The organism is Christensenella timonensis, assembly GCF_900087015.1.
Classification (GTDB): domain Bacteria; phylum Bacillota; class Clostridia; order Christensenellales; family Christensenellaceae; genus Christensenella; species Christensenella timonensis.
This window is the reverse complement of sequence record NZ_FLKP01000002.1, coordinates 1,262,457-1,279,208: the sequence shown is the minus strand read 5'-3', so window position 1 is coordinate 1,279,208 and position 16,752 is coordinate 1,262,457. Positions and strand designations below refer to the sequence as shown.

The 16,752-nt window shown below is 50.9% G+C and carries 17 protein-coding genes; 7 read left to right on the top strand and 10 right to left on the bottom strand.

Features of this window, described 5'->3' with window-relative positions; genetic code table 11:
- Positions 1 to 5: 5 nt before the first annotated feature.
- Positions 6 to 674 (bottom strand): deoxyribose-phosphate aldolase, encoded by a 669-nt coding sequence (gene deoC, locus BN6471_RS07470; RefSeq protein ID WP_162270194.1) that lies wholly within the window; start codon positions 672 to 674, stop codon positions 6 to 8.
- Between the two features lie 277 nt (positions 675 to 951).
- Between deoC and BN6471_RS07465 the strand changes: the two genes are divergently transcribed.
- Positions 952 to 1,932: a sugar phosphate isomerase/epimerase family protein gene (locus tag BN6471_RS07465; RefSeq protein ID WP_066647237.1), complete on the top strand. Its 981-nt coding sequence runs from the start codon at positions 952 to 954 to the stop codon at positions 1,930 to 1,932.
- A 46-nt stretch (positions 1,933 to 1,978) separates the two neighbouring features.
- On the opposite strand, the gene BN6471_RS07460 is transcribed toward BN6471_RS07465, so the two are convergent.
- A complete protein-coding gene (locus tag BN6471_RS07460; protein WP_066647235.1) occupies positions 1,979 to 2,431 on the bottom strand; it encodes a GatB/YqeY domain-containing protein in 453 nt (150 codons plus the stop codon).
- Between the two features lie 146 nt (positions 2,432 to 2,577).
- On the opposite strand from BN6471_RS07460, the gene BN6471_RS07455 reads away from it, so the two are divergent.
- Positions 2,578 to 4,173: an MBL fold metallo-hydrolase RNA specificity domain-containing protein gene (locus BN6471_RS07455; protein ID WP_066647234.1), complete on the top strand. Its 1,596-nt coding sequence runs from the start codon at positions 2,578 to 2,580 to the stop codon at positions 4,171 to 4,173.
- 43 nt (positions 4,174 to 4,216) lie between these two features.
- On the opposite strand, the gene nifU is transcribed toward BN6471_RS07455, so the two are convergent.
- The 3 genes from nifU to BN6471_RS07440 all read right to left on the bottom strand — a co-directional run bounded on the left by nifU (position 4,217) and on the right by BN6471_RS07440 (position 6,476).
- Positions 4,217 to 4,642, bottom strand: coding sequence for a Fe-S cluster assembly scaffold protein NifU (gene nifU, locus BN6471_RS07450; RefSeq protein ID WP_066647232.1), 426 nt, complete (start codon positions 4,640 to 4,642; stop codon positions 4,217 to 4,219).
- Positions 4,643 to 4,818: 176 nt separating this feature from the next.
- On the bottom strand, positions 4,819 to 6,003 hold the full coding sequence (gene nifS / locus BN6471_RS07445) for a cysteine desulfurase NifS (RefSeq protein ID WP_066647222.1): 1,185 nt from the start codon (positions 6,001 to 6,003) through the stop codon (positions 4,819 to 4,821).
- A gap of 23 nt (positions 6,004 to 6,026) precedes the next feature.
- Positions 6,027 to 6,476: an RrF2 family transcriptional regulator gene (locus tag BN6471_RS07440; RefSeq protein ID WP_066647220.1), complete on the bottom strand. Its 450-nt coding sequence runs from the start codon at positions 6,474 to 6,476 to the stop codon at positions 6,027 to 6,029.
- Between the two features lie 212 nt (positions 6,477 to 6,688).
- Between BN6471_RS07440 and BN6471_RS07435 the strand changes: the two genes are divergently transcribed.
- The gene (locus BN6471_RS07435; RefSeq protein ID WP_066647218.1) at positions 6,689 to 8,428 is read left to right on the top strand and encodes an ABC transporter ATP-binding protein; all 1,740 of its coding nucleotides are present in this window, start codon (positions 6,689 to 6,691) and stop codon (positions 8,426 to 8,428) included.
- Complete coding sequence (locus BN6471_RS07430) at positions 8,421 to 8,858, top strand: CpXC domain-containing protein (RefSeq protein WP_066647217.1); 438 nt, start codon at positions 8,421 to 8,423, stop codon at positions 8,856 to 8,858. Before BN6471_RS07435 ends, BN6471_RS07430 begins: the two co-directional genes overlap by 8 nt.
- Here the strand turns inward: BN6471_RS07430 and BN6471_RS07425 are convergent.
- Positions 8,838 to 10,001 carry an MFS transporter gene (locus BN6471_RS07425; protein ID WP_066647216.1) on the bottom strand — a complete coding sequence of 388 codons (1,164 nt, stop codon included), beginning with the start codon at positions 9,999 to 10,001 and terminating at the stop codon, positions 8,838 to 8,840. The genes BN6471_RS07430 and BN6471_RS07425 overlap by 21 nt on opposite strands.
- 135 nt (positions 10,002 to 10,136) lie before the next feature.
- On the opposite strand from BN6471_RS07425, the gene BN6471_RS07420 reads away from it, so the two are divergent.
- The 3 genes from BN6471_RS07420 to BN6471_RS07410 are packed head-to-tail and all read left to right on the top strand — an operon-like array spanning position 10,137 to position 12,183.
- Entirely contained in the window at positions 10,137 to 10,583 is a 447-nt protein-coding gene (locus tag BN6471_RS07420; RefSeq protein ID WP_066647214.1) for an RrF2 family transcriptional regulator, read from the top strand.
- 13 nt (positions 10,584 to 10,596) lie between these two features.
- Positions 10,597 to 11,016, top strand: coding sequence for a DUF1893 domain-containing protein (locus tag BN6471_RS07415; protein ID WP_066647211.1), 420 nt, complete (start codon positions 10,597 to 10,599; stop codon positions 11,014 to 11,016).
- Between the two features lie 24 nt (positions 11,017 to 11,040).
- A complete protein-coding gene (locus BN6471_RS07410; protein ID WP_066647206.1) occupies positions 11,041 to 12,183 on the top strand; it encodes an aldo/keto reductase in 1,143 nt (380 codons plus the stop codon).
- Positions 12,184 to 12,192: 9 nt separating this feature from the next.
- Here BN6471_RS07410 and BN6471_RS07405 read toward each other — a convergent pair whose 3' ends face one another.
- From BN6471_RS07405 to BN6471_RS07390, 4 genes are all read right to left on the bottom strand, one after another.
- Positions 12,193 to 13,221 (bottom strand): zinc-dependent alcohol dehydrogenase, encoded by a 1,029-nt coding sequence (locus tag BN6471_RS07405; protein WP_066647202.1) that lies wholly within the window; start codon positions 13,219 to 13,221, stop codon positions 12,193 to 12,195.
- Positions 13,222 to 13,315: 94 nt separating this feature from the next.
- The gene (locus BN6471_RS07400; protein WP_066647196.1) at positions 13,316 to 14,368 is read right to left on the bottom strand and encodes a LacI family DNA-binding transcriptional regulator; all 1,053 of its coding nucleotides are present in this window, start codon (positions 14,366 to 14,368) and stop codon (positions 13,316 to 13,318) included.
- Between the two features lie 250 nt (positions 14,369 to 14,618).
- Positions 14,619 to 16,004, bottom strand: a complete 1,386-nt coding sequence (locus BN6471_RS07395; RefSeq protein WP_082903395.1) for a sugar ABC transporter substrate-binding protein — start codon at positions 16,002 to 16,004, stop codon at positions 14,619 to 14,621.
- 121 nt (positions 16,005 to 16,125) lie between these two features.
- Positions 16,126 to 16,749: a lactate utilization protein gene (locus tag BN6471_RS07390; RefSeq protein WP_066647193.1), complete on the bottom strand. Its 624-nt coding sequence runs from the start codon at positions 16,747 to 16,749 to the stop codon at positions 16,126 to 16,128.
- Between the last annotated feature and the right edge of the window lie 3 nt (positions 16,750 to 16,752).

The following is a 16,752-nucleotide window of genomic DNA, read 5'->3' as shown; positions in this document are numbered from 1 at the left end:
AACGGCTATTGAAAGCTTTCAATGATATCCATTGCCGATTTCGTATTGATCCCAAACCTTTCAACGCCCATCGCAACCAATGCATCAAATTCTTTTCTTGACCTGATTCCTCCGGCGGCTTTTATTCGTATCTTTCCATCGGTCAGGGATTTGATCCTCCGAATCCTTTCAACATTCGCATTTCCGGATACCCATCCTGTTCCCGTTTTAATAAAATCAGCCTTCGTTTTCATAACCAAGCCGCAAGCAAGATCCATCTCTGCATCCGAAAGGCAATTGATCTCGATAATGACTTTTGTTTTTACGCCATCCGGAGCCAGTCCGATCACCTGGTCGAGTTCGTCTAATACATAATCGTACTCACCATGCTTAAATCTCCCTACATTCATAACAATATCCATTTCCTGAACCCCGTCTGCAATCAATTCCTTTGCCTCAAGCAATTTGACCGAGGTTTTATGGCCGCCGCCGGGAAATCCTACCGGCGCGCCTACAAAGACCTCTTTCTCATCTTTTAACAACCGGCTTAGATCCGCTACCCAATTTGGTAATGCGTGTACATTGATAAACTGGTACTTTTTTGCAATTGTTACGACCGCCATAATATCATCCAATGTATGTTGCGTTCTTACTGCGCTAATATCAATCATACGTGCTGCATCTCTTGCGTTCATTTTCGTTTCTCCCCAAATCGTTAGCATATAGTATTGTATTCTTATATTATCATCTATTTTTAAAAATATCAATGCCAAAATGCATAAAACATTAAAAAATAATAATAATCAACAGATATTTTCCCTATTTTTCTATTGTTCGCTGTGATTTTTTGTCATTTTTGCTCGATTTTATTGACAGTATACTATCATTGGTATAGAATGAAACATACAGTTTAGCATGCAAACATTTATCCGCCACCACAAAAACCAAATGATCGAGAGGAGTGTATTTATTATGAAATTAGGCTTTTTCGCCGCTAATTACGCGCATCTTTCCTTGGAAGAAGTCGCAAAGATCATGCAGCCGTACGGTTATCAAATGATGGAGATTCCCGCATATAACGATTGTCAACAGTTTGACTGCCACGAAATACTAAAAAGCAACAACGCTTCTAATCTGAAAAAAATGCTGAAGGATCACGATATCGAAATCTCCGCTTTATCCAACCATGCGGATTCCCTCTTGATCCTCGGCCCTCACAGCGAAGATACCGACGCGCTATATAAGGGTACGCCGGAAGAGAAAATAAAATATGGCACCGAAAACCTGTTGGCTACCGCAAGGGCTGCCAACGCACTCGAGGTTCCCGTTGTTAACGGCTTTACGGGCGTCACCAATTGGGGCAGGTACTTCCCCTTCCCATGCGCTGACGGATGGGCTAAAATGGAATTGCAATTTGTAGAACGTTTTATCCCCATTCTGGATAAATTCAAAGAATACGGCGTAAAATTTGCCGTAGAGCCACATCCTAATAACATGATTTACGATATTCACACAGCAAAAAGGGCGCTTGAACTTGTAGAGTACCATCCTTGTCTTGGGTATAACCTCGATCCTGCTAACCTCGTTTCTCTTGGGTTAAGGATCGAAAACTTTATAGATGAGCTCGGCGATAGAATTTTTCACGTACACGCAAAAGACGGCGAAATTGTCGAACACAATTTGCAACGCGGCGGAATCCTTATGCAGGGCGATTGGCAGCGGATCGACCGCGCATTTCGGTTCAGGATTCCCGGCTGGGGAAGCGTGCCGTGGAAAAAAATTATTACTGAACTTTCCATGGTAGGATATGATTATGTTTTAAGTTATGAGCATGAAGATGTGACCATGAGTGTCGGCGATGGCGTGAAAAAGGTTTCCTCTTTCCTGCTTCCGCTTTTTATAGAAGCTCCTTACGAAGGCCGAAAAGACAAAATATTCAATAACCCCAGGTGACGCAATTGATACCTTGAAAATTAAAAACGCGGTTTCCCGCGTTTTTTTATTCCTGCATTTTTTCGCCGACCAATTTATTGACCAGCCCGCCGTCCGCTTTTCCCTTGACAAGGGGCATCAGTTCTTTCATGATCCTGCCCTTGTCCTGCGGCGTTGGTTTTCCGATTCCCAGCTTTGCAAAAACGTCATCGATAATCTTGCGTATCTCCGCTTCATCCATTTGTTTGGGCGCAAATTCCCTTAAAACGGCGATGCGCTTCTCGTTCATATCGATCAAATCCTGGCGATTGGCTTTCTTCGCGCCTGCAAGGCTTTCCTCCGCCTGCTTCACCTCTTTTAGGATGATCGTATTTTCTTCCTCTTCGCTCAAATCCTCGCGCTTGTCCTTTGCCTTTGCCTTCATCGCCGACAAAAGCAGCGTCAGGGTTTCCTTGCGCTCCGCATCCTTTGCCTTCATCGCCGCGATCATTTCCTTCTGTACCTGCTCGACCTTTCCCATCTCCTGCATCCTTCCTTCAATCGTTCTAATATTACATGGGATATAGTATAGCACATTTTGCAGGTGTTTCACAGTCTCTGCGCGCTTGCACAAATACGCGAATACCGATACAATAAATATAGGCACATCGTTAAGGGGGATCCTCCATGAATCTGACGTTTTTAGGCGCCGCACACGAGGTAACAGGCAGCTGTTACTATTTAAAAGCGTGCGGCAAAAACATACTGGTTGATTGCGGTATGAAGCAAGGCCCGGACGAATACCAGAGCCAAACATTGCCGTTTCCCGCTGCGGAAATAGACTGCGTACTGCTGACACATGCGCACATCGACCATTCGGGGCTGCTGCCCCTCCTGTATAAAAATGGCTTCCGCGGCAATATCTATGCCACCGGCGCGACCGCCGACCTGTGCGGCATTATGCTGCGCGACAGTGCGCACATCCAAATGTTCGAGGCCGAGTGGCGCAACCGTAAAGGAAAACGCGCGGGGCGCGCGGAATATGTCCCGCTGTATGAGATGGACGACGCGGCCGACGTCCTTTCCTGCTTTGTCCCCTGTCGCTACGAAACAGATATTGCACTATACGACGGAATATCCGTCCGCTTTACCGACGCCGGACACCTGCTGGGCTCATCCAGTATCACCATCGATATGGCGGAAAATGGTATCCATAAAAAAATTGTCTTTTCCGGCGATATCGGGAATTCAGGCCAGCCGCTGATCCGCGACCCGCAATACCTTACGGATGCGGACTACGTCGTCATGGAGAGCACGTACGGCGACCGCAGCCACGGGGTGCGCCCGGACTATGTGGCAGAGCTCGCGGCCATCATCCAGAAAACTTTTGACCGCGGCGGCAACCTTGTGATTCCTTCCTTTGCCGTTGGGCGCACACAGGAGCTCCTTTATTTCATGCGCATCATAAAGGAGAGATCCCTCGTAAGCGGCCATGGCAATTTCAACGTCTATGTCGACAGTCCCCTCGCCATCGAGGCTACCAATATTTTCAACGAGAACAGCCGTGGATATTATGACGAAGAGGCGGCGGAGCTTGTAAAAAAGCATATCAACCCCATCGCCTTTCCTGGCCTTAAGACCTCTGTCACCAGCGAAGATTCCAAGATGATCAATGCGGACAAGCAGCCAAAGGTCATCATCTCCGCCAGCGGCATGTGCGACGCGGGACGCATCAAACACCATTTAAAGCACAATCTCTGGCGGCGGGAATGTACCGTACTCTTCGTCGGTTACCAGGCGGGCGGCACCTTAGGGCGCAACATACTCGACGGTGCACAGCAAGTCAAGCTGTTTGGCGAGGACGTCACCGTACTTGCCGAAATACGCACGCTCGAAGGGATCAGCGCACATGCGGACAACGGCGGGCTCATGCGCTGGGTACGCAGCTTTGCGCCCCAGCCGCAGCGCGTATTCGTCACGCATGGCCAGGCCGCCGTATGCGATTTCTTTGCCGGCAGGCTGAAAGACGAGCTTTCGCTCGATTCCTTCGCTCCCTATCCCGGAGCGCAGGTCGACCTTTTGAAAAACAGCATCCTTACGGAAGGCGTCAAGGAAAAAGCACGTGCCAAGACGCCCTCGCGGCCGGATACCGTCTTTGACCGCCTCGTCGCGGCAGGCGAGCGCCTGTTGGGCGTGATCCGCAAAAACCGCGGAGGCGCGAATAAAAGCCTTGCCAAATTTACCGACCAGATCAACAGCCTTTCCGATAAGTGGGACAGATAACAAAAAGCCGGTCATGCAACACATGACCGGCTTTTCTTGATTTTTAATGTCCATGTTCTTCTTCCGTGTTATCGGGCTTTTTCAGCCCCTCGATCTTGATCCCGTTCTTTTCCGCATAATCCCACAGCGCCGCCTGTATGGCCTGTTCCGCCAAAACAGAGCAGTGCACCTTGACCGGCGGAAGCCCGTCGAGCGCTTCCATAACGGCCTTGTTCGTCACCTTGAGCGCCTCCTGTACGGTTTTTCCCTTGATCATTTCGGTCGCCATACTGCTCGTCGCGACAGCCGCGCCGCAGCCAAACGTTTTAAACTTCACGTCACGGATGATCCCCTGATCATCAACATCCAAAAAGATCCTCATAATATCCCCGCACTTCGCGTTGCCGACTGTGCCGACGCCGCTCGCATGGTCAAGCTCTCCCATATTCCTCGGATGCTGGAAATGATCCAAAACTTTTTCACTATACATAGTTTTTTCTTCCTTTCTTTTCTTTCATGCAGAAGTTGCCAATTTTTTCTGTTTGTCTTCTACATTCTGGCAGTAGGCTGTCCCACTCTCACTTCGCCCTTGGCTCGTGCTCATGGACATCCCTTGCCGGGGCATCGTTAGCCGAACCATAGGTTCGGACAATGCTCCCCCTTTCTTTACTTCGCCTGCGATTTCATAAAATCATCGTAGAGCGGCGACATACTCCTGATTTGCTGCACCACGGTCTTGAGCGTGTCCACAACATAATCCATTTCTTCCATTGTGTTCATTTCATTGAGCGTCAAACGCAGCGAGCCGTGCGCGATTTCGTGCGGCAGGCCGATCGCAAGGAGCACATGCGACGGGTCTAAGGAACCTGACGTGCACGCGCTGCCGGAGGAACCGCAGATGCCATTCATATCCAGCATCAACAGCAGGGATTCCCCTTCAATAAAGCGAAAACAGAAGTTAGCGTTGTTGGGCAGCCTCTTTGTACGGTCGCCGTTCAAACGCACATACTCGATCTCATTTAACACACGGTCTATCAGGTGGTCGCGCATCGCAATCTCTTTTTCCGTCCGCTCCTTTAAGGTAGCGGCTTCGATCTCGATTGCCTTTGCCAATCCCACGATGCCCGGGACGTTCTCCGTGCCGGCGCGCTTGCCGCGCTCCTGCGCGCCGCCGTGGATAAACGGCCTTAGCTTCACGCTTTTACGCACATATAAAAATCCAACGCCCTTGGGGCCGTTTAATTTATGTCCGCTCGCGCTCAGCATATCGATATTACATTCATCCACATTGATGGGCACCTGGCAGTAAGCCTGCACCGCATCCGTATGGAATACGACCCCGTGCTTCTTTGCGATCGCACCGATCTCCTTTATGGGCTCGATGGTACCGATCTCATTGTTCGCATACATGATGGAAATAAGGATCGTATCTTCCCGGATGGCCGCTTCCAGTTCATCCAATTTCACAAAGCCGTTCTCATCCACATCGAGGTACGTTACCTCATAGCCTTGCGTCTCCAGGTATTCGCACGTATGCAGGATCGCATGGTGCTCGATCTTGGAAGTGATGATATGCTTGCCCTTCTTTTTATAGGCTTGTGCCGTGGAAATGAGCGCCCAGTTGTCCGATTCGCTGCCGCCCGCCGTAAAATAGATTTCCTCCGGTTTTGCGCCCAGCGTATCCGCGATCACCTTACGCGCACCGTCTATCACATCCTTGTTTTCGGCCGCAAACTGGTAGATACTCGATGGATTCCCAAACTTCTCGGAAAAATATGGGAGCATGGCGGCCACCACTTCGTTTCGCGTCGCCGTTGTCGCTGCGTTGTCCAGATAAATAAACTTTTCCATCACTGTGCTCCTCGTGTAAATTTTTATAGTCCTGCCGCACTGCTATGGCAAGAGCATGCACCGTTCTCCTGCTCCACCAAAGTGCTCAGCTTGATTTCATCTACGATCTCATTGATACCGTCGTTTAAGCGCTGCCAAACATATTTGGATGCGCACGATCCGGATTGCTCGCAGCCGCCTTCATCCATAAGCGCCGGACAATCGATGGGGCTTAAATCCCCCTCAAGCGCCCGCAGGATATCCCCGACCGAGATATCTTCCATCTCCTTTGCGAGGATATAGCCTCCCTGCGCGCCGCGGATGCTGCTTACCAGCCCCGCTTTTTTGAGCTTGCCTACAAGCTGCTCCAGGTAGCTTTCCGAAATATGCTGCCGTGCCGCAATACTGCTGATGGAGACCGCTTCCTTACTCCCGTTTTGCGCCAGGTCGATCATTGCGCGCAATCCATATCTTCCCTTTGTCGATAATTTCATTCCGCGTCTCCTCCTTTCCCATTTGCAACATACCTTTCCTTCTTAATTCCCACTAATTTACTCTGATATATTAATACACTCTGTGCCAAATGTCAAACATAATTTCTACTATTTTACTGCGAATTAAAAAATTTCTTCTATCCGATTTTAAAAGCATGGCATTTTGTGTATCATATAGATGTATATGAATTTGGATTGAAAGGGTTTTTGGTATGTCTATTTTCAAGAGTTTCGCCAGCTATTATAAGCCCTACCGGAGGATGTTTTATTTCGACCTGTTCTGCGCGCTCGTGGTTTCCCTTGTCGACCTCGCCTTTCCGCAAATATTGAATTTCCTGACGGATGGCCTGTATACGCGCAGCGCGGACATCATCGTCCGCTCGCTGTGGATCGTTGCCGTCGCGCTGGTCGCGATGTATATCGTCCGTTACGGCTGCCAGTACTACATCACCACCTGGGGGCACGTCATGGGCGCCCAGATGGAAAGCGACATGCGCCAGGACCTGTTTGACCAGATGCAGCGCCTTTCCTTTTCCTACTACGACAAAAACAACACGGGCGATATGATGTCGCGTCTCGTTTCCGACCTCTTCGATATTTCCGAGCTTGCACACCATGGGCCCGAAAACATTTTTATTTCCGCATTGAAAATTATCGGTTCATTTGTGCTGCTGATGCTCATCAACGTCCCCATGACACTCATTTTACTCGCCGTCACGGCCCTCATGATCGCTTTTTCCGTCAGCAAAAATAAAAAGATGCGCGCCATTTTTATGGATAACCGCAAAAAAATCGCGGGCGTGAACCAGCAGGTGCAGGACAGCCTTTCAGGGATCCGCGTGGTCAAATCGTTTGCCAACGAAGACCTCGAACGCGAAAAATTCGAGCACAGCAACATGGAGTTTTTGGATTCCAAAAAGAGCAGCTACCGGATCATGGGCACCTTCCAGGCCGGCAACAATTTCTTTACCGGCATGCTGTATACAGCCGTGCTCGTTTCGGGAGGCTTTTTCATTGCGAACGGCACGCTGCGCATCGCCGACCTCGCGATCTATGCCCTGTATATCGGTATATTCGTAGCGCCCATCGACGTGCTCATCAATTTCACAGAACAGTTTCAGAAGGGTTTTGCCGGTTTTAAACGCTTTTTGGAGATCATCCATACCGAACCGGAAATCCGGGAAAAGAAAAACGCGCAGCCGCTCCAAAACGTTGCGGGCAACATCGATTACCAGGACGTTACTTTCGGTTACGACCACGATTCGCATGTATTTGAACATATTGACGTATCTATCCCCGCGGGAAAAACCGTGGCGCTCGTCGGCCCCTCGGGCGGCGGCAAAACAACGTTTTGTTCCCTCCTGCCCCGCTTTTACGACGTAACAAAGGGCGCTGTAAGGATCGACGGGCAGGATGTGCGCGACGTAACGCTCAAATCCCTGCGCAGCGCCATCGGCATCGTCCAACAGGATGTTTACATGTTCGGAGGCAGTATCCGCGACAACATCGCCTACGGCAAGCCGCACGCCACGGATGAGGAGATCGTGGAAGCGGCAAAAAACGCCAATATCCACGATTTTATTGCCAGCCTCCCCGACGGCTATGATACCAATGTAGGCGAGCGCGGCACGCGCCTTTCAGGCGGGCAAAAACAGCGCATCGCCATTGCACGCGTATTCCTCAAGGATCCGGCGATCCTGATTCTCGACGAAGCGACCTCCGCACTCGATAACGAAAGCGAGCGCCATATCCAGCTCGCGTTGGAAAAGCTCTCAAAGGACAGGACGACCATCGTTATCGCCCACCGTTTGAGCACGATCAGGGGAGCCGACGAGATCATCGTCATGGGCAATGAAGGGATACAGGAACGCGGCACGCACGCACAGCTGCTTGCCCATAATGGTATTTACGCCAATTACTATAATATGCAGTTTGAGGGATTGAATGACTGACGAAAAGATATACCGTGACGACCAACGTAAAATCATCATACGGCTTGTTGTGCAGGGCGAAGCACCGACAGATACAGCCGTGCCCGGCGGCGGATACATCCTGCGCGACGTGTATTCGCCCTATGCGTTCGAGGAAAAGATACGCATCTTTAAAAGCGGCCTTGACGACCGTGCCGTCGAGCTGCTGAAAGCTTTCACCATACATGCGAACGCCGAAAAATTGAACGGGCCGGATTCCCTGCTGTTCGCGGGCATGGATGAGGAAGCCCTTTCTTTTTTTGCCCTTGCGGCGGACGGAAACGATTTCCTGCTCAAAACGCCTATCGGATTCTATGAAAAATTGCGTGCCGGTATGGATTCCCCCATCTTCGATACCAAAGGCTTCACCACGGTAGACAGTGCCTGGATCTTAAGCCGTGTGTCCTTCTGATGCCGTTTGCCCGTGTTTGGGATAGCTGGCCAGCGTAACGATGATCCCTGCTACGGCAATAAGCGCGATAAGTAAATAAGCGACCTTATAGTGGAACGCATCCGCAAAAATACCCATCAGCACAGGCCCCAGCGTAGAGCCCGCACTGTATACCGCCTGGTAAAAGCCCATGGCGACCGCTTTTTTGTCCTCCCCAAAATTACTGACCGCATTGGTCATAAAGATCGCGGTCAGCGACGCGTACCCCAGCCCTCCTACGAATTGGACGGCGATCAATGCGGGGATGCTCGTAATGAAAGGGATAGCGACCGTATTAAGCAGCAGGCAGGCAAAGCCGATCACGCTCGTTTTCCTGCCTCCCAGCCGCTTGCCCGCCTTGGTCGCCACAAAGAACGAACCGATGACCGAGGCGCCGATGAACACCGCGCTCACAATACCGACCTCGATGCCGTTCGCGCCAATATCCTGTGCCATTTTGGGTGTGAATGCAAAGGCTGTTGCAAATACTAGCGCTTTGATCAGGATGCCGAGAACGGAGGACGTGACCAGGCGTCTATCGCGCACCACGGAAAGGAGCGTCTGTATGCTCACCGCTTCCTTTGCCTCGGGCTTTTCCTTTACAAATGCGGATATGACAAGGCCAATGGCGGCGACCGCGGCGCTAACAAAGAACAACAGGCGGATGCCGGCCTGTTCGTACAAAATACCGCCCGATACAAAAGCCGCCAGAATACCGACTTCCACTACACCGCCCAATACGCCCATAGCCTTGCCGGTTTCCTCTTTTGTGTAATAACGGGCATACAGCAGCGTAAAGGACACGTACATCGTACTGGCAAACCCCGAAATCGCGTTTCCCACCAGCAGCATGGCCGGGGACGGGAACGCCCACATCACGATGGAAGAAATCGCGGTGAACAGCATGCCCATCATGATAAACGGCTTTTGCTTCCCGATTGCTTCCGATTTCATGCCCACCGGCAGGCGCGCCAGCAATTGCACAAACGAATGCGCGCCAAAAATAACGCCTGCAAGCGTCGCGCTGAGCCCCAGTGAAATAAGGAACGGCGTCAGGAAAGGGATATATAAATACAGGGAAAACCAAAAAAGGCATGTCACAACGAGCAGGATCAATTTTTTCATCTGTTCTCCCTTTCTTTGCGGATATTAAGGTATTGATAAACGCCATTCCCCCAGCCATAAACACCGCTTCATTGCTTTTTCATGGTATTTTTATTATAATACATATATGTATTTGGCGTATTCAGGAGAAAAATTATGAAAATATCTGCAAAGGGACGTTACGGCCTCAGTGCCATGATCTATCTTGCCTTCCATGCAGGCACATCTAAATATGTTACCGTCCTCAAAATTTCCGAAAACCTGGATATCTCCAAAATTTATCTGGAACAGGTTTTTTCCCTGCTCAAAAAAGCGGGGCTCGTGAATTCCGTCAAAGGCTCGGGCGGCGGTTACCAGCTAAGCCGCGACGCTTCGCTCATTACCGCTTTCGATATCCTGGACGCTATCGAGGTAACGCTGTTTGAAGAGACGGAGAGTGCTCTCGGCGAAAAAGGTACGCATATCAACGAAGCGCTCAATTCCCTTTTGTGGGACAAGCTCGACGGCGCCGTTCGCGATATCCTGCGCTCCGTCCATTTGAACGAACTTGTGGAAGGCGCCCTCGCAAACAAACAGGGCGGCGAATACATGTATTTTATATAGGAAAGGCATTGCGATGAACGATCAGGTCATAATACGATTACAGGAAGATATACGGACAGGCGCCTATACCTGTGTCTGTTACGATGAAACCAAGCGCCTTTATGGGATGTCCGGCAAGCGCCTGCGCCCCCTCTGGGACCTTTCACGGAAGGTCAGCCTGCAGGATAAATATGTCGGCGATAAAATAATCGGTAAAGCCGCCGCCATGATCATCGTCGCGGGCGGTGCAAAATATGCTTATGCAAAATTAATGAGCGTGTCTGCGCAAAAAGAATTTGAAAAATATGGCGTTTCGTTTGCATGCGAGGTTACTGCACAGACGATCAAAAACGCCGCGGGCGACGGAATGTGCCCGATGGAGGCCGCCATGCTAAAGATCAACGACCCGCAGGCCGCCATACAAAAAATCGACCGTATGATCAACGGAAACTAACGGTATGCAAAGAAAGGGGTTTATATGAATTACAGGAAACTTGGCAACACGGGTTTTTTAGTCAGCGAAGTCGGGATCGGCGGGGAATACCTGGAAGACGAAAGCCTTAAGACTACGGTAGATACCATGCACGCCGCGATGGATCTGGGCGTCAATATCCTCGATATTTTTATGTCCGAGCCGAATGTACGCACCAACCTCGGGGCGGGGATTAAGGATCGCCGGGACAAAATATATGTCCAGGGGCATATCTGCTCCATCTGGGAAAACGGGCAATACGGCCGTTCGCGCGACCTCGAAAAAAGCAAGTTTTTTATAAACGACCTTTTTACGCGGCTTGACAGCGACTATATCGATATCGGTATGCTGCACTATGTAGATACGATGGACGACTGGCGGGATGCCAAACAAAACGGTATCGTCGACTATATGCTTAAGCTCAAACAGCAGGGGCGCTTCCGCACACTGGGCGTCAGCTCCCACGATCCGCTCGTCGCACAGGAAATGGTCAACTCAGGCGTCTTTGGGGTGCTCATGTTCAGCATCAACCCCATGTTCGACCTTGTTTTGAACCAGGTCGAAACCATCGATTATTTGGAGCATCCCGAGCTGGGGAATATCGACCATATCTCTATCAATAAGAGCCGTGCACAGCTTTACAGCCTCTGCGAAGAAAAGGGCGTCGGTATCACCGTCATGAAAACATTGGGTGCGGGAAGGCTGCTGAAAGCCGAAAGCTCGCCTTTCAAAGTCCCCATGACCGTCAACCAGTGCATTCATTATGCGCTTTCACGCCCCGCCGTTTCGAGTGTGCTCATCGGTGCGCGCAGCGTTTCAGAAATCGAAGACGCCGTATCTTACTGTGATGCTGCAGACGAAGAAAAAGATTACAGCGCGGTTTTCGCCCATTTGACAAACGAACAGAGCGGCGCCTGCATGTATTGTAACCACTGCCTGCCCTGCCCTGTCCATATCGATGTCGCCCAGTCCACGCGCATCCTGGACGAAGCGCGCCAGTATGGCATGAACGATTCCTTGCGGCGTGAATATGCGGCGCTTGGCCATAAAGCTTCCGAATGTGTCGCCTGCGGCGCGTGTGAAAAGCGCTGTCCGTTTGCTGTCCGCGTCATTGATAACATGAAAGAAGCAGCCGCGCTGTTTGAATAAAGCTTCGTTTTACATTTTCAGCAATACCTTGAAGTGCTCCTTGTCTTCGATCGCGTAGCGCATTGCCTCTTCTACGTCTTGTAAGTCGTAGATCTTTGTAATAAACGTTCGCAGCTCAGCGTCGAGCTTTCCCGAAGCAAGGATTTTAATTGCATGTTCAAAATCACTTTTATTGTGCAGCCGTACGCCACGGATACGCACTTCCTTCATAAACACGTCCGATACGTTGACGGGCAATGCTCCCGAGGGGATCCCGACACTGACGACAGTCCCTCCCCTTTTGGCGGCCTGCGTCATAAGGGCCGCCCCCGCAGCGCTTCCCGTCACTTCAAAGACCACGTCCATTCCTTTTCCATTTGTCCTCTTCCGGATCTCTTCCGATACGTCCGTTTTCATTGGGTTGACCACTTCAATGCCCAGTCTCGTGATAAAATCGATCCTGAAATCATTGATTTCGCTGACCGTAACGCTCGCTCCCGCATTTTTTGCCACCAGCGCGATCAGTATCCCGATCGGGCCTCCGCCGATGATCAAAACATTTTGCCCGATCATCAGGCCGCTCGCATGTACGTCATGCACGGCAATCGCCAGCGGTTCCAGCAAGCCCGCAAGTTCCATGTCCATACCAGGCGGGAGCCTCAGTACTTTGGACTCCGGCACGCAGACATATTCCGCAAAGCCCCCGTTTTCCTGGCATCCGATGATGCTAAGTTCTTCACATATGTTTTCCATACCCCCAAGGCAGGCGTCGCACCTCCCGCATGTCCTGATCGGATGCACCGCCACCTTTTCGCCCGGCCTGAAGTCCGCCTGGCTGCAAGGGCCCGTCTCCGCGATCTCCCCCACGAATTCATGTCCGATGATCAGCGGAAAAGCCGCCTTGCCGTAGTGTCCCGTTACGATATGCATATCCGTGCCGCATATACCCGCATATAAAACTTTTACCAACACCTCACCGGCCGCAGGAATCGGTCTTTCCGTCTCTTCCAGCCGCAGTGTAACCTCTTCTTTTGTCTTTCTTGCCATTGCTGCTTTCATATCAAGCAACCTCCTAAAAACAGCACTTTAAGACACCCGGATCCCTGTGGCATATCCGGAACGTCTTTTGCTGTTTACTTATTTTTGGTGATTTTTATTCTTCTTTACAGGGCTGCCCCTCCGGGCACGGCCCTACCGACTGGCGCAGGATAACCGTGGTCGGGAACGTCACCACCTGCGGCGGCATATCGATCCCTTCTTTCATCCGTTCCAAAAGCATACGCATAGCAGTGGTCGCGATCGATTGCGTCGGCTGCGCCACGACTGCCAGCGGCGGCGTAAATATCTGCGTGACCGGCGCTTCGTCAAAACCCGAAAGCGATATATCCTCCGGGATACGCAGTTTATTATCGCGTATCGCCGTATACACGCCCATCGCCGTATAGGTATTCAGGCAGTGGATCGCCGTCGGGCGCTGCGGCAGGCTCAACAACCTGCAAGCTTGGTCATAACCGGACTTCAGGTTGGCTTCGCTCAAGCCGAGCAATTCCTTTTCAACAGGGATGCCGTTTACCTCGTGCGCCCTGCGGTATGCTTCCAAACGCCGTTCAAACAACGAAAGATTCCACGAATAACCGATAAAGCCAATACGCCTGTGCCCCAATTTGATCAGGTGGTCTACCATCTCAAACACGCCGTCGCCATCTGTCGTCATAATGGAATCCAGCCCTTCTACGTCGCACTGGAAACATACGGTCGGGATCGCCCTGGTCATCTTATAAAACCAGGAATTCCCCCCGGCGGGCTGCATACAGATACAAATGCACCCATCTACTTTCCTGGCTACCATTTCCCGGCAGTATTCTTCGATCGTCTGGATATTGTTTTCAAAGATCGATAAGATCATCGCATATCCGGATTTTGCCAGCAGCTTTTCTATGCTGTAGGTCAGGTCCTGGAAAAAGGGGTTTTTAATGTCCGGCAGCATCAGCGCGATACTGCCATTCAAAGGCGAGCCTTTTTTATCGTTTTTTGGTTTTGCGACATATCCAAGCTCCCGGATCGCTTCATTGACGCGTTTTCGCGTTTCGCGCGGAACTTCGTACGAATTGTTTACCACACGCGATACGGTACTGATGGAAACGCCTGAACGATCCGCTACATCCTGCAGTTTGACTTTTTTCACCGCACCCCTGTTCTCTTTCATCACGACCTCCAAATATTTCCATTTTCATGTTAATAATGAAGGTTTTCAGCAAATTTGTCAATGGTACATATGGATTTTAAGGAGTACGGTTGCTGTCGCACAGGTAGTTTGATCCGCCTTGTGTCTTGATCCGTTTCTATGAAATTTTCAAAGTTTCCGACACGGCAGGGCCGGCATGCCGTTCCCCGGCATGCCTCATCCAATCAAAGAATGTCCCTGTCCGTATGGTTTGGTTTGTCAGTTCTCTTCCTTATTTTGAAGCTTCCGCCTTGATCTCATCGACCGTCTTGGGGAAAACAAACTGCGGCGTCTTATAGAATTTCGCGTCGAATCCCGTCTTGTCTGTCGGATAGAACTCGTCGATATTTTCCGCAGTGATGATGTTCGCCGGGAAGTAAGACCCAAGCGGCAGGTTCGACGGATCGTATCCCTCGTTGAAAATATCGTTGATGAACTCGACTGCCGCCGCGCCTGCTTGCGGGCCGGACATTGCGCCCGTGCAGAGGAGCTCGCCGCTCTTGATCATGTCCATTCCTTCGACCGTGCCGTCTGCTGAAGTGCCGATCTTGATGGAATCCTGCAGGCCTGCATTGCGCAGCGCCGTGATTGCTCCCACTGCCATAAAGTCATTATCCGGCATGATCAGGTTCATCTCGCTGCCATGCGCCGTGATAATATCCTCTGCTGCAGCCAGGCCGCCTTCTACCGTCCAGTTCCCCGTTCCCCAGGCAACGATCTTGAAGCCCAGGTCCGGGTTGTCGTACGTCCCGTTCTGCTGTACGCCCGAAAAAGCATTGAAGCCTTCCAGCCATGCGTCTTCTTTACTTGCATAAGCATTTCCCTTTGCCTCTGCACGTCCATAAAGCACACCGGAGATCATCCCGCACAAGCGGCTTTCCGATGCGGACGAGCCCATCACGCCGATGATCAACGAGGAAATGATTTCTTCGTTCGGGTCAAATTGTTTGGCAATATATTGGCCGCTTTCAAATCCCAGTTCAAACCCATTGGGCGCTACTGTCGTGAGGATCGGGCAGTCTTCCGGTACTGTCCCGATACAGACTACGGGAATACCCGCTTCCACAGCGCGTTTGATATCTTCCACCGGGCCTACATTGTTGATCGGGTCAACCACAATGATATCCACGCCCTGCGAAATAAACGTATCGATATGCTGGCTCTGCGTATTTACATCATTGTCGGCATTCATGAAATTCAATTGGAAACCATATTGATCGCACAATGCTACCGCCGCGTCCCGTACGCCGATAAACCAGTCATTGTCCTGGTTGATCTCTGTCCAGCCAATGACGATCTTGTTCGGATCCTTGGGTGTTTTCGGCCATGCCTTGTCTACATCCGCCCTGCTGGGCATGTTCGGGTCGACCACGCCGGACAGCGCAGAGTTGGGCAGCTTGGAATAGATCTCGTGGGAACTCGTACTCCCTGCCGCCTGCGATGCCTCTGCAGAGCCTTCTGTGGATGCTTCCACAGAAGGTGCTGCGGACTCTGCGGACGTACTCGCCGCAGGAGCCTGTGAGTCTTCCGCCGGAGCGGTCGTCGTACATCCGGCAAACAGCGCTGCACACAGTGCAACTACGACAACGATCGACATTACCTTGCTCATCTTTTTCATTTTCCTACCTCCATGGTATTTGTATTCTCACCCTATTTTTGTTATAGGGAAAACTGACGCAACTGTGCAGCCCTGCGCTGCCGTTCCGTTTGTGGCTGTATTTCATTTTGATGTGATAAACTTAAAACCCCAGTTCCTGGTCTACTAAAATGATATGGTATTCCCGCGCAAAAGGTTCTTTTGTCGGTTCTTCGATGATCGTCGTCACGCTGCATATACGGTCTTGGGAATAGCAGTCGTAGCACCTGCCGGTGCCGTAGCATGGGTTTTTCGTAAACCCGAGCCTGCGGACGTTTTGCGGGGCGGCAATGTTTTTAACACGCTTGATCGCTTCCTCGTAACCGCCGCTGACGATTTTATTTTTTCCGCAGACCAACACGACCGTTTCCGGCCCGTGGAACATATAAGCGGCGCGGTTTCCCAGCCCGTCCGTGTTGACGAGCGCTCCTTTTGCCATCACCGCGTTGCTGGAACAAAGATATATATCTGCAGTACGCTCGCCTTCAAATTGGGCCTTTGTAAAGGTCTCCTCTCCCAGCCAGTGCGACCATACCGTATTTCCCCGTTCTTTCAGCGCTTCATACAACCCAAGTCCCCGGATGGTCATCGAGCCGCCGATCCCTACGCTTTTTTTCGGCGGTATCAGCGCCAGCACCTGTTCCTTTGCTTCACCGCCGTCTTTTGCATAGTAAGCGTGAAAGCGCCTTTTTTGAAGGTTTTTGATCGTTTCTTTTATGATGTCCATTTG

Coding starts and splice junctions, on each gene's coding strand:
- deoC (WP_162270194.1), bottom strand. CDS start 674: ATGAACGCAAGAGATGCAGCACGTATGATTGATATTAGCGCAGTAAGA.
- BN6471_RS07465 (WP_066647237.1), top strand. CDS start 952: ATGAAATTAGGCTTTTTCGCCGCTAATTACGCGCATCTTTCCTTGGAA.
- BN6471_RS07460 (WP_066647235.1), bottom strand. CDS start 2,431: ATGGGAAAGGTCGAGCAGGTACAGAAGGAAATGATCGCGGCGATGAAG.
- BN6471_RS07455 (WP_066647234.1), top strand. CDS start 2,578: ATGAATCTGACGTTTTTAGGCGCCGCACACGAGGTAACAGGCAGCTGT.
- nifU (WP_066647232.1), bottom strand. CDS start 4,642: ATGTATAGTGAAAAAGTTTTGGATCATTTCCAGCATCCGAGGAATATG.
- nifS (WP_066647222.1), bottom strand. CDS start 6,003: ATGGAAAAGTTTATTTATCTGGACAACGCAGCGACAACGGCGACGCGA.
- BN6471_RS07440 (WP_066647220.1), bottom strand. CDS start 6,476: ATGAAATTATCGACAAAGGGAAGATATGGATTGCGCGCAATGATCGAC.
- BN6471_RS07435 (WP_066647218.1), top strand. CDS start 6,689: ATGTCTATTTTCAAGAGTTTCGCCAGCTATTATAAGCCCTACCGGAGG.
- BN6471_RS07430 (WP_066647217.1), top strand. CDS start 8,421: ATGACTGACGAAAAGATATACCGTGACGACCAACGTAAAATCATCATA.
- BN6471_RS07425 (WP_066647216.1), bottom strand. CDS start 10,001: ATGAAAAAATTGATCCTGCTCGTTGTGACATGCCTTTTTTGGTTTTCC.
- BN6471_RS07420 (WP_066647214.1), top strand. CDS start 10,137: ATGAAAATATCTGCAAAGGGACGTTACGGCCTCAGTGCCATGATCTAT.
- BN6471_RS07415 (WP_066647211.1), top strand. CDS start 10,597: ATGAACGATCAGGTCATAATACGATTACAGGAAGATATACGGACAGGC.
- BN6471_RS07410 (WP_066647206.1), top strand. CDS start 11,041: ATGAATTACAGGAAACTTGGCAACACGGGTTTTTTAGTCAGCGAAGTC.
- BN6471_RS07405 (WP_066647202.1), bottom strand. CDS start 13,221: ATGAAAGCAGCAATGGCAAGAAAGACAAAAGAAGAGGTTACACTGCGG.
- BN6471_RS07400 (WP_066647196.1), bottom strand. CDS start 14,368: ATGAAAGAGAACAGGGGTGCGGTGAAAAAAGTCAAACTGCAGGATGTA.
- BN6471_RS07395 (WP_082903395.1), bottom strand. CDS start 16,004: ATGAAAAAGATGAGCAAGGTAATGTCGATCGTTGTCGTAGTTGCACTG.
- BN6471_RS07390 (WP_066647193.1), bottom strand. CDS start 16,749: ATGGACATCATAAAAGAAACGATCAAAAACCTTCAAAAAAGGCGCTTT.